At 44.6% G+C, this 12,316-nt stretch carries 13 protein-coding genes; 8 read left to right on the forward strand and 5 right to left on the reverse strand.

Features of this window, described 5'->3' with window-relative positions; all coding sequences use genetic code 11:
• Positions 1-77: 77 nt before the first annotated feature.
• The 6 genes from ACFPOF_RS18410 to rsbW all read left to right on the forward strand — a co-directional run bounded on the left by ACFPOF_RS18410 (position 78) and on the right by rsbW (position 3,328).
• Positions 78-242 (forward strand): DUF1328 domain-containing protein, encoded by a 165-nt coding sequence (locus tag ACFPOF_RS18410; protein ID WP_378136042.1) that lies wholly within the window; start codon positions 78-80, stop codon positions 240-242.
• Positions 243-256: 14 nt separating this feature from the next.
• On the forward strand, positions 257-646 hold the full coding sequence (locus ACFPOF_RS18415; protein ID WP_378135260.1) for a YflT domain-containing protein: 390 nt from the start codon (positions 257-259) through the stop codon (positions 644-646).
• A 144-nt stretch (positions 647-790) separates the two neighbouring features.
• The gene (locus ACFPOF_RS18420) at positions 791-1,924 is read left to right on the forward strand and encodes a PP2C family protein-serine/threonine phosphatase (RefSeq protein ID WP_378135261.1); all 1,134 of its coding nucleotides are present in this window, start codon (positions 791-793) and stop codon (positions 1,922-1,924) included.
• An 89-nt stretch (positions 1,925-2,013) separates the two neighbouring features.
• On the forward strand, positions 2,014-2,556 hold the full coding sequence (locus ACFPOF_RS18425; protein ID WP_378135263.1) for a hypothetical protein: 543 nt from the start codon (positions 2,014-2,016) through the stop codon (positions 2,554-2,556).
• A 5-nt stretch (positions 2,557-2,561) separates the two neighbouring features.
• Positions 2,562-2,894: an STAS domain-containing protein gene (locus tag ACFPOF_RS18430; RefSeq protein WP_378135265.1), complete on the forward strand. Its 333-nt coding sequence runs from the start codon at positions 2,562-2,564 to the stop codon at positions 2,892-2,894.
• Positions 2,891-3,328, forward strand: a complete 438-nt coding sequence (gene rsbW, locus ACFPOF_RS18435) for an anti-sigma B factor RsbW (RefSeq protein ID WP_378135267.1) — start codon at positions 2,891-2,893, stop codon at positions 3,326-3,328. Before ACFPOF_RS18430 ends, rsbW begins: the two co-directional genes overlap by 4 nt.
• 100 nt (positions 3,329-3,428) lie before the next feature.
• On the opposite strand, the gene ACFPOF_RS18440 is transcribed toward rsbW, so the two are convergent.
• Positions 3,429-4,475: a hypothetical protein gene (locus tag ACFPOF_RS18440; protein WP_378135269.1), complete on the reverse strand. Its 1,047-nt coding sequence runs from the start codon at positions 4,473-4,475 to the stop codon at positions 3,429-3,431.
• Positions 4,476-4,710: 235 nt separating this feature from the next.
• On the opposite strand from ACFPOF_RS18440, the gene ACFPOF_RS18445 reads away from it, so the two are divergent.
• Complete coding sequence (locus ACFPOF_RS18445) at positions 4,711-6,357, forward strand: RNA polymerase sigma factor (RefSeq protein ID WP_378135271.1); 1,647 nt, start codon at positions 4,711-4,713, stop codon at positions 6,355-6,357.
• 702 nt (positions 6,358-7,059) lie between these two features.
• Here the strand turns inward: ACFPOF_RS18445 and ACFPOF_RS18450 are convergent.
• From ACFPOF_RS18450 to ACFPOF_RS18460, 3 genes are all read right to left on the reverse strand, one after another.
• The gene (locus tag ACFPOF_RS18450) at positions 7,060-8,922 is read right to left on the reverse strand and encodes a hypothetical protein (RefSeq protein ID WP_378135273.1); all 1,863 of its coding nucleotides are present in this window, start codon (positions 8,920-8,922) and stop codon (positions 7,060-7,062) included.
• A gap of 307 nt (positions 8,923-9,229) precedes the next feature.
• Positions 9,230-9,646, reverse strand: a complete 417-nt coding sequence (locus ACFPOF_RS18455) for a VOC family protein (protein ID WP_378135275.1) — start codon at positions 9,644-9,646, stop codon at positions 9,230-9,232.
• Positions 9,647-9,723: 77 nt separating this feature from the next.
• A complete protein-coding gene (locus tag ACFPOF_RS18460; protein WP_378136044.1) occupies positions 9,724-10,065 on the reverse strand; it encodes a winged helix-turn-helix transcriptional regulator in 342 nt (113 codons plus the stop codon).
• Between the two features lie 65 nt (positions 10,066-10,130).
• On the opposite strand from ACFPOF_RS18460, the gene ACFPOF_RS18465 reads away from it, so the two are divergent.
• Positions 10,131-11,150 (forward strand): zinc-binding alcohol dehydrogenase family protein, encoded by a 1,020-nt coding sequence (locus ACFPOF_RS18465; protein WP_378135277.1) that lies wholly within the window; start codon positions 10,131-10,133, stop codon positions 11,148-11,150.
• A gap of 95 nt (positions 11,151-11,245) precedes the next feature.
• Here ACFPOF_RS18465 and ACFPOF_RS18470 read toward each other — a convergent pair whose 3' ends face one another.
• Complete coding sequence (locus tag ACFPOF_RS18470; protein ID WP_378135279.1) at positions 11,246-11,482, reverse strand: DUF6199 family natural product biosynthesis protein; 237 nt, start codon at positions 11,480-11,482, stop codon at positions 11,246-11,248.
• Positions 11,483-12,316 lie beyond the last annotated feature (834 nt).

Below are 12,316 nucleotides of genomic sequence, written 5' to 3' on the forward strand. Positions count from 1 at the left end.
CAAATAGGGGGAGGATGGTTAATAGTGTCATAAGCCGCCATTACCACACACCTATTTTAGAAAGTGAGGTGATTCCGATGTTAGCTTGGTCCTTCCTATTTTTCATTTTTGCGATCGTTGCCGGCATTTTTGGATTTCTAGGAATTGCTTCCGCTTTAGCGGGAATCGCAAAAATATTGTTCTTCGTATTTATTGTTCTATTAATCATATCGCTCATCTTCGGTCGAAGACGAACAAATTAAAGGAGGCGTTACGAATGACAAATCTTAAAACGAAAGTACACACGGTGAACAGCATTGCTCAGGTTCGTGAGGAGGTGCGTAAGTTCCAATTGGAAGGTTACGCCAAAGGCAATATCTTCGTATTGACTCATGATAAGGACCGTACGAATCGTATTACCGATCATACCGATGCTGAGAAAATAGGTATCGCTGAAGAAGGACTCATAACAGCAATAGCTAATCATTTCAGATCTCATGGAGATGAATTGCGTGCGAAAATGAAGTCTCTGGGTATTTCCGAGCGAGACGCGGAGCGGCTTGAGCGTGAAATGGACCAAGATAAAGTGTTGGTCATCGCATGGAGCGGGAAAGAATATGACGGTGTTGAGTTTGATCCTACAATTTACTATTATCCATACTACTAAAGGTTCTAAGTCGTTAATCAGTAAGGCCTACCCGTATGGGTAGGCCTTGGCTTACTTCTATAGAAAAATATGGATCATGATTGACTAGTCAAGACGCTTTGCTCAATATAGGAGGGACAGAAACAAGAAAAGGAGTGCCTAAAAATGAGTATTATCATTGTGGATGACAATGCTACAAATCAGCTTATTATTAAGGCAATCCTAAACAAAGCCGGCTATGAGGATTTAAGGATAGTTTCTTCTGCAAATGAGCTATACAGCCTTCTGGATATGGAAACGCCTTTAGTCAAGAAGGTGCATGTAGATCTCATCTTAATGGATATGATGATGCCGGGAATTGATGGGCTAGAAGCATGCAGAACCATTTTGAAGGATGAACGATATAAAGATTTACCCATTATATTTGTAACAGCGTTAGGCGATTCGTTCAAAATGGCGGAGGCGCTTGATGCGGGCGCTTGCGATTATGTGATGAAGCCGATTAATAAGATGGAGTTGCTTGCGCGCATTCGTTCTGCATTAAGACTGAAGAAGGAAATGGATAGGCATAAGGAAAGAGACAAGCGTATGAAATTTAAGCTTGAGCTTGCAAAGAAGGTTCAACGAAATGTTTTAAGCCAACCGCTTAATGATGAAAATATAGCAATCAGCGCGGTTTATCAACCTTCCTCTGAGCTTGCTGGGGATTTTTATGCATGGTACCGCATTGATTATAACCGTTATGGCGTTATATTGCTGGATGTGATGGGGCATGGCATATCTTCATCATTGGTGTGTATGTACATATCCTCTATTTTGAGGGATACGATTATTCGTATGACAGATCCGGAACTGGTTATGCACGAGCTTAATCGCCATATGAAGCAGCTATATAGAAAGGAAGAATTACTCAATTATTATTTTACAGCCATTTATTTAGTTGTAGATACGCAGCACCGAACGATTGAATATGTCAATGCAGGACATCCGCCTGGCAAGTTGATCTTAAAGGATAGAGAGGAATGGCTCACAGAGGGCTGCTGCGCAATTGGCTTATTCGATAGTATAGAGATAAAAAAAGGAAAGATTTCGTACGAGGATCAGATGAAGATCGTGCTTTATACGGATGGACTGCTTGATCTCATGGGGGATAATTCCGAACATAAGCTGGATATGCTTTTTGAGCAGTTAACCTTTGACAACATGATGGAGCCTGCTGAGCTCTTTGCAGATACTGAAATGGGCAGCAGCAATCAGAAGGATGATATATGTATCGTTATGCTTACAGCCAAATCATAGTTAGGTGAGATCTGTTTCAAAAAAGTGAGAAAGGTGTAAATATAATTAAAGTTATTTTAAGTTAGTCTATTTTGTAGGAGGGAGTTCATATGAAGGTCGTTATGATCATCGGTTATCTGGTCGGGAGCATATTCTCTCTAACAGGAGATTTTGGTGAAGGAACCGGAGGAATCGAAGGAACCAACATAATGACAACAGCTTATGTGACCCCTTCGACTGAAACAATTGAAATGAAGCAATCGAGGCAGCAATTTAAGCTTCAAACTGTCAATGGCATTTCTCTCTACGATGATCCAAGCAGTGTCATTGCAAAGATCGGCGAGCCCGATTTCGTAACTGAGGATGAGTATTTCAAAGGAGTTATTATTTTTCATTACCCTGGAATGAATGTTATCTTTAGTGATAATATCCTAGATTACGTTGAAGTTTTGGAAGGGGCAACAACGTTGCTTATTGATGATATTCCTGTTCCGGCAACGGTTGAAAATTTAAAAGCAGCACTTGGGGAACCTGATTATATTACAGAGGATGGTATCGTATTCGAGCGTGATCAAGCTTTATTAAAAATTTTTATCGATGCCGATTCAAATAAGCTCAAATCGATTACTTATTTTCATAGAGGAATGGAGTGAAAGGAATGAAAGTTGAACCATTTCGAATCGTACAAGAAGAAACGAACGAACAATATATTCTTCATCTCATAGGTGAACTTGACTTATCTGTTGTACAACAGCTGCGGGATACGCTTGAACCCGTTATTAGCCGTACGGACAAAGATTTAGTGCTTAATCTTAAACAATTAACTTATATCGATAGTACCGGCATCGGCATTATTGTTTCGATACTTAAGCTGCGTGTTGGATTAAACGCACCGTTTTTCGTTATCGAAACACCGCCAGGCATTAAACGTCTTTTTGATTTGACAGGTATCACCAAATATTTAACAGAAGGGACAGAAGCTGAAGCATGAACGCCATTCGATTACAAATACCGGCCCATGCGGATTATATCGATATCGTCAGAATCAATCTTTATGCAATAGCCTCTAAGTTGGGCTATTCATATGAAGACATTGAAGATATGAAGGTGGCAGCTTCAGAGGCGTGCAATAACGCCGTGCTCTATGGTTATCATGAGCTTAACGATGACGTTATTGATATTTGTTATGAATTCGATGATACTGCTCTTTCAATTTATATCAAAAACAAAGGTCCGGAGTTTGCAAATCCAGAATTGCATGTTCAAGGAGAGCCGCTTCGACAAACAGCTGTGAGTGAGCTGCCAGTAGGCGGACTCGGTATTTATTTAATGGAGGCATTAATGGATGAATTCGATATTCGTACAAAAGCCGGCATAACGGAAGTCGTTATGACTAAGTATGCTAAAGTAAAATTAGAACAATAAGCGGGTATCGGATGGTCACCATTCCAGGAAAAACGGGACAGCTGCATAATTGCTGCTGTCCCGTTTTATTAATCTATAGATTCCCGCTTAATGGCTTGACTCATAAACTTGCATGAATTTCTTTTATCAATTTGAAGCAATCATTCTCCAATTGATACAACTCTTCCACGAGTGCAATACATCGTTCTTTTTGTTTTATTTCGCTTTGACGTGGTTCTTCATATGGATACATCTCTTTCAATATTTTGTATTTTAAAGCCACTTCGCTATATTTATTTATCCCTTCATCAATCGTTTGTTCATTTAAACCAGTAATCCTTCCTTTTAATTCCTTGAGAAACTTTATTGCATGACTTCTTGCTTCATAAAGAATCTCTAAAAAAAGGCTGAAAAAGTATTTATCAACATCATTGTTTTCCAATGCAATTAACCATTTTTCGTAGGCTTTTGAACCGACCAAATATGTTTTTTCTGCCCACGTATAGGTCCCCTGTTCGTTTAGACGAACAACAAATCCAAGTACATCTTTAAGTGCGGGCAAATCATCTACCGGTTGGGTTGGAGTTGCCCAGTGTAAAGATATTAAACCACTGACAGAGTTAGCCATTTGGGGGACTGACTTTCGATAATTGACACAGTTGATACAAGGGCACTGACTTAAGCCAAGTAAGTCCCAAGGAATAACATCTTCACTATGCTCAAATCCAGTATGCCATGTTCGTGTATAATAACCGACTTCATCGTAAGCATAGACAACCGATGTTTGGTTTCCGATATCTATATTTTTGGCGAATACAGGTTGTTTCAAGCTAATCGCTTGTTTAGCCTTCTCCCATGCTTCAGCCTGCAAATTTATAAAGTCTTGACCTTCTGCATAAACGTGCAAACCATCTATCTCTAATCCTATATTTCGTACAAGACGAAAAACCTCTTGCACAGTCGGTCCACCATTGGGTTCTACTAGGTTTTCATCAAGTACGTGTAAGAAAGCAATTCCCATCATGCCATATATCCATGAAGTCGTTAAGGGAATTTGATAATAATCAGTAACTGACTTAATCGCACCAACTAATGAAGCATCCAATCCACTAAAGTTGTAGTTTTCCAACTGTACTTTATTAACATTAACTCCAATATTCTCTGACATTACGCACCTCCTATTTTTATCTGGATAAATTATCTAAATTCCATTAAAAACCCTTTTTTATAACTAGCGTACCTTAGTTGAACGGAAAAAAGTATCTTTATATACTAAAAGTGGGACCCTTAATTGAGTAATCCGGTAGGACGTCCAAATTTTTTTTGAAAATATCCCAACCTTTATTTCGCCTGGCACACTATTTGATTGTCAGGAATTACAGATGCAACTGCGGAGGCGAAAGATGGATTCGATCGGGCATAACGGAAAAGAAGCGGCGGAAGCGATTCGGAGCTATGTCAAACCGATTTTCGGTTTTGCGTTGAACCGGGTTAAGCAGCGGGCGGAGGCGGAGGATCTGGCTCAGGAGATTATGCTGCAGTTGTTGAAATCCTTCTCAGGGAAGCGGGACATTCGGAGCCTGGAGGCTTACGTCTGGACGGTTGCCCGATACACTTGGGTGAATTGGTTGAAAAAGCGTGCGCACGCTCCCCAAGCGATCGAAATCAACGGCATGTCCGAACTGTCAGTCGACTCTTCCCGGGAGCCGCTTGACAGGCTGCTGGTCACCGAAGCTTACCGCGAGCTGCGCCGGGAAGTCGCGTTTCTGTCCGACATCCATCGCCGGATCGTGGTCATGCATTACTATGACGAGCTTAAACACGGCGATATCGCGATTGCTCTGAACATTCCTGTCAACACGGTGAAGTGGCATCTGAGTGAGGCCAAAAAGGAGTTAAGGAAAGGGATGAAACGTATGCGCGCAACAGGAAATTTGAGTGTCAATCCGGTCAGCATGGGGGAAATGGGCCATTCCGGTTCGGCCGGCAGACTGGGCGAAACCAACGATTTTCTTGGACGCGCCTTGGCGCAAAATATCGTTTACGCGGCTTATCACAAGGCGCGTAACGTCCATCAAATCGCGGAGGAGCTCGGAATGCCGCCGTCTTTGCTGGAAGGCGAAGTCCGGCACCTGGCCGATTACAATTTTCTCGTCCAAACCTCTCCCGGCAAATATCAAAGCAACACCATCGTCTGGGACCTCTTCGAGTTGGCCGTAGCCGGTCATCGATTCTGGCAAGAGTGCGCCGCCGAAGTGGCCGATGTTCATTTCGACGCGTTAATGGAAGTTCGCCAGCAAGTCGAGGATAGCGGAGTGTACGTTCCGGACGGCGACTATAACTTCCCGCTCTGGACCTTGCTGCCCAAGAACGTCGAGGAGCAATCTTGGCGAAGCATGCCGGCGGGCGACAACTTCGATGCGGTCGCGCCGATGCGAAAGGACGGAGGGCAGTATATTGCCTATGCGGCGTTGAACCGGAGCCGCAATGACGATCCGGGTTTTGATCTGAGTAGTTACGTCACCTTCGGTCCGAGTCTCCGCTACGTCGAAGACAGTCCCTTATACTTGTGGCAATTCAATACGTACTGGAGCGACCGCCAGGTGAATTGGCGTTTCCTGGAATACCGGAATGTCGAGATTTGCCATGCGTTCCAACAAGGGGAACTGCCCGACAACGAAGAGAACAGCGAGCAATATTCGTTCCTACTGGAGAAGGGGTACATCCGCAAGACGGAGGAGGGGTACAAGTTCAATGCGGTTTGGATCGACTCTCCGCAAACGCTGGATCGGTTGAACAAGGCAATGCCGGATTTGTCCGCCCTGTATGCGCCCGCTGTCGGCAAGCTCTACGATAAAATGCTCAAGTTGTTCCTGCAAAATCAGCCGAAGCATTTGGAGCCGCAGATTGCTTACATGGTGAGAGGCAATACCGGCGGAGGCCGGCTGGTCGCTTATATTTTGAAGCATTTGATCGATAACGGGAAGTTGAAACCGCCGTTGCCGCACCAGAAGAAGACGATTACAACCTGGATGGGGCCGGTCAAGTAAGTCCGGTTCGGAAATGGATACGAAGAATGGCCGTTCCAGGGTCATTTTCACGCAATAATTGCACCACGGCCCCCTCCTGAACGTATGAAAATGATCAAAAGCCACCCATGACGCACGTACGTCATGGGTGGCTTTTGATCACTATCGCATCTGCCGGATATCTCCTCCCCTCACACGAAGGACCACCAGGCAAATCTACCTGACGATCTTATCCTTTCTTGACCGCAGCCCAACCGTGAGAGGTCAGACGCTTCACGTACTCAGCAAGTGGAAGAACTTAGTATATAGTAGGTATATGTATAATTCACTTTCCTTTTTTCCAGATCTATTCAGCAAAACTGCCCGTTAGATGAACAGACCGTTGATTTTATCAGCGGCCTGTTTTGTCTTGCTATCGTATCCGTTAGAACAATGCCAATCCCATTCCGAGTGATCGTGATTAATAGGCCACGTTAGAGCCTCACGAACGTGATGTAATCGACTTGGACGGGTTCTGCCGATTCGATCCGAAGTGCCCGGTTGAACTGTCCCCGGTGATATTGTCCATGAAAGAGGGCCTGACAGGATGTCCCGGTCGGACGTTCGGTACGGAACCTGCTCTCGTTCGCATAGTCAACCATCTGTCCAACGCGGATTCCTCGAGCCCATCGATATAGACGCAATATTGCTCACCGGTATCAAAATTTTTAACTTTTATTCGATCTAGTCCATTACATTTACGGACAGTAGCTTGCCGTCTTCCTTAGATTCCTTATAAATGATTGAAAGCATTCCATCCGGGAACGGTACCTCGAACCGGTAAACACCGATCTTTTCATCGCTTTTGTCCAACAGTTCTTTGCCTTCATACCCCCCTTGAACGCCAGCCTTGGTCAGTAGCTCCAGGGTCTTCTGCAAGCTGGCACCTTTATATCGGCCATGCAAGTTGTCTGTCCACGTCTGGTCATCCCAATCGGGAGCTTTCACGTTTACGCCGGCCTGCCGCATCGTCTCCAGTAGATTGACGACCATGCGCCCATCTCCTTCTTGCAAGGCACAAGCAAGCGCCAAATATGATCGGTTAATCGTCGCAATGTAATTCGTTTTGTTTTTGGCGGCAAGCATTTCCAACAGATTCTCTGTACTCTGTTCTGTGGTGAACCAATAATAATGGAAATCCATTGGATTCATTTGGCTAGTTCTCGGGATCAAATACCGCCCGTCATCCGAGACTCGGAATACCTGTGAGATATCAAAACGCGTTGGGTATTGCATGATAAATATATGGCTGCCGTCCCCACTAACCATGATTTGAATGGACAATGGCTCACGCGGCCGCTCCTCTCCCGGTAGGATCGAAGATGAGCCATTCATGCTTGAGTAGTAGAAGCTGCCATTGTTAGCTGTCTCCCGGACAAGTCGATACATCAACCGGCTCTTGTGCATGATCGGCTTCAAGTCAATTTGGGTCGAATTCCCATGCACAGTACGAACTTCCTCATTCACCTGCCACGTAATGTCGGCTATCCCTCGCAGTTCGTCAGGCTTCCGCTCGCTGGACAAGTCCGGAAGCTTTAAGGCAATGCTGAAATCTCCAGTCTGCCACTCGTAAGCGGTATACTTCTGATCTGATACATAGAATACGTCGGAGAAATTCGTATTGTAGGAGAAACCGTCGAACCGACTTTTACTACCTAATTCAAACGCGCTTAAGTGCTTTCCTGAAGCTGCAAAAATACCCGCCGAGACTAGTACCGGCACAAGCAGCACATTCATAGCGTTTACCATTCTACGAGCGCGGATCTCCACGATTGGCAGATCCGGAACCTGTTCACCGTCCAGCGTTAGTTTCACTGCTAGCCGACTCATAAGCTCGCCGATCAGGAAGGTGCCAACACATGCGTAAGCGAGCAACGGTACCGCGTACCCCCATGGAGGTGCCAGTGACCGGAATAGGCTGATAACTAGCGTGCAAAACATAGCAAACAGCGCAAGCGGCAGCAATGTGCTGAAATAACGTCGAAACATGCGTGGCGCTTTCGCCAATGCATCACTGAAGGTGATATTTTGGAGGACAATCAAATACGGTGTAAGCGAGTAGAACAGTAAAGCAATCATCAAGATGATTCCAAACGGGAAAAAGGATATAGTGAGAAAAAAAATCAACCCGACTACCACGTTTTGAAAGATAGACCACGCTATCATATCGCCAAAATACCTGCGTCCACACGTGATCAGCGGGACTGTCTTACGGTTCAGAACCCATCCTTTCAGACCGCCGAGGTACATGCCCCGGATAAAACTTTGCAATCCCATCACGGCCGCAGATACAAGGAATGCCGTGATTCCCCACACCTGTTCCCCGGCCTGAAGATACGTGTATGGGATTTTCAGGTCCGTAAGTGACGGCATATATAACGGAATGGTTGCATTAAACCCGATTGTCTGCACAGCAGCACCAGTTGTAGTTACTGGAGATTGAGAATATGGAAATATGGAAAATCCAAAATAAATGCCAAGTCCGACTACAGCTGTGATAAACACTTCAAACACCATCACCAAAACAATCAGACGTGTATAGGCCATCTTTACCTCCTTACATGATCAATTCCCATGTTCACCTTAAGTCACTACTCCCAATATTTAACGCAATTGGAGAGTAATCGTTGCGCTAACCTGCCCGTTTCGCTTAATGACGGACGCGAGAACCAATGTATGTTCTAGTCCCGAATCGAAAATCAATGCAAGTTTTTGTCCCGAGGATTTTTTATTCCTGTTGGCCTGCTGCTGCGCCATTCTTCTCTCTACGACAAGAACATAATTGAATTGAAAAACGGGATAGCTGCATGATAGTAGCTGTCCCGTTGTATTAAGCTATCGTAACCCATTAGCCTTAACCTTGAGCTGCATCCATGTTCATGTAGTTGATGGCCCACAGATGGCCGTCCAAGTCCACGAAGCCCCAATGGTACATGAACCCATGATCCTCAGGTTCAGCGTGCAACTTCCCGCCCAAGGAGACCGCGGTATTCACGATTTCATCGACCTTTTCCCGGCTCTCGAAGGACAATGCGATCGTCATCTGCGCATACTTGCTCGTGTCGACGGTTTCCTTCTCCGTGAGCGTATTAAAGAATGCTTGGTTGATCAACATGACCTGCAGGTTGTCACCAATTACGATGGCTACCGAGTTCTCATTATCGGGGAATTGCGGGTTGAGCGCGAATCCAAGTCCGGTGAAGAACGCCTTCGATTGTGCTACGTTTTTGACAGGTAGGTTGAAGCTCGTGAATGTGGACGTTAATGCCATCTTTAAACACCTCATCGTCAAATTGGTTTGTTTTCATTGATGCCTTCGTTTATTTAGACGAAAGCCGATCCGGGAATTCATCGGTCTCCTTGCTGCGGTTTTAATCTAATATCACCCAGCCTGTCTTTGAAAGTTTCTCCCCAATTTCTCATGAACAAAATGATCGATTCCAATGTTCTTCCGAATTCAGTCAGCGAATATTCCACTTTAGGAGGTACCTGTTTATAAACCTCGCGGTGAATAATGCCATCCCGTTCAAGCTCACGAAGCTGCAATGTAAGCATGAATTGCGTAATTCCTGGATAGAGACGGCGGAATTCATTAAATCTTTTCGGACCATCAATCAGATGATAAAGAATGATCCCTTTCCATTTTCCCCCGATGACATCCAATGTTGTTTCAACAGGACACCCTTCCATGCTCGGATTCAAGCCGTACTTGTTCCTTCGATCGCCCAAAGCCCCTATCCCTCCACCGTCAGTTGATGAAGGCCGTAGGATTTTACCGGTCTGATCTCCCTTTAAGCAATCCAGAAAGTATGATGGATTTAGAACTGGAAAAACCTGTTCCGACGGGCAAGGATTTATTGGTCAGGGTGAAAGCAATATCCGTCAATCCTGCTGACGTAAAAACCCGAACCAGCGGTAAGAGTGACCCTAATAACCCTCGAATACTCGGCTGGGATGCCGCAGGTATTGTTGAACAAGTTGGACCGGATTGTATCTTATTTAAACCAGGAGACGAAGTGTACTATGCTGGAGATTTGGAGCGCCCCGGATGCAATAGCGAGTTTCATCTTATCGATGAACGGATTGTCGGAAGGAAGCCGAGAACGCTGAACTATGCCCAAGCCGCAGCAATGCCATTAACATCTCTTACCGCCTGGGAGGCATTATTCGACCGATTAGGAGTAAACCAGGACGAATTAGAAAATAAAAATCGAACGATTCTGATTATAGGCGCCGCAGGGGGTGTCGGGTCGGTTGCGACCCAGTTTTCCAAGCTCGCAGGATTAACGGTCCTCGGCACTGCTTCAAGGGAGGAATCGGTTCGTTGGGCCAAAGACCATGGGGCAGATTACATCATCAATCACAGAGAGGCATTAGGTCCGCAATTAAAGGCGTACGGTTTTGATTTTGTCGATTATATTTTCTGTCTAAACGACACGGTATTGCATTGGGAAAGCATGGCCGAAGTCATACGTCCGCAAGGGAAAATTTGCTCCGTTGTTCCGGCAGGTAAGCCGGTCAATCTGGATTCGTTCTTTGTCAAAAGCGTTTCATTCCACTGGGAGCTTATGTTTACCCGTGCCAAATTTCAAACGGATGATAGGCTTGAACAACACCATTTGCTGAATACTGTGGCTGATCTCATTGATGTTGGGAAAATAAAACCTACGATGACACAGCGCCTCGAACCGATCAACGCTGCAAATTTGCGCCTGGCCCATGAGAAGCTGCTTGCCGGAGACATGATTGGAAAGCTAGTGTTGGAGCGATTCTGAAGTCCTCAATCAACTATTCTGCCCGTAAGTTGAACAAAGGCAGCCGATCTTTCTGGTCGGCTGCCTTCGTGTATGCGTTGAACTATCGTGACCCGTTAGCGTAACAAATGAGGAAGTAACAATATTGATAATCCAATAAGGGCGAATAGACCTGCAACAATCCTTTGAATTATAAAATAAGACCTTGGCGGTTCTCTTGAAGCTTTCCAACTTTGTGTTATCTTCCAGATATAATAAGGATTTATCATTACAAACAATGCAATTCCAATCCATAGGCACAGAAATGCAAAAATGACCCAAGTAAAAATATTCACTTCTGGTGGCACTCCCACTTCGCCCCCCCATAACCGTGTTTATAGATTCTACGCATTGGGTTAATCTGGGATGCACATTTAGCTTAACTGCCCCATTTGCTTAAAAGGCTGCCGTTCGATCAGACGACAGTCTTTGGTGATTGTGCTAAAGTTCTCCGATAGCTTAATGGCATTTCGTGTTCCTCAGCAAACCAACCTCATCTACACAGTCTTTTAATGAGATAACGTTCTTTCATCCAACATCAATTCCCATAACTCAATCTGAGTTCCTTACAAATAAGTAAGCAATAAATCCAATTGGGCCAAGGATTAATACGATAAGTGCCCAAAGGCAACCAATATTACCTCCCCGTTTGTTGGATGCATCACTCCATACCCAAAAAAGACCAATAATAGATAGAATCCATAAAAAAATTATTATTGCCATATTTTCCTCCTCATTAATTGAACAACGTTATTTCAATAATATACGCTGCGATAGCTGTGTTTATTTTTTTGCCATGAATCTCGATTGAACGATCAGATTCTAGCCCCCACATTCGATTTACAGATATACCCATTATTTGAGGCGCGAATGATTTGCGTAAAGTTGCAATCCTGCCCGTTAGCGCAACGACGGCAGCCGATCGTTCTGAGGCCGGCTGCCGTCGTGTCATGATTGAGCTATCGTGCCCGTTAGCTTAATCCCCAATTGTCTAATAACCGAACCGGACCTCATCTGGATTAGGTGTATGCTTATTTTCCTGCTTCAAATTACAAAAACATACAAAGTATACAGCGAATCGCTGTACAACTGATTTTTCTCTGATGTATACTTCGATTAATTTCCAGCATTTTCTTCTCATCTCATTC

The organism is Cohnella soli (assembly GCF_042655525.1).
In the GTDB taxonomy this organism is placed as follows: domain Bacteria; phylum Bacillota; class Bacilli; order Paenibacillales; family Paenibacillaceae; genus Cohnella; species Cohnella soli.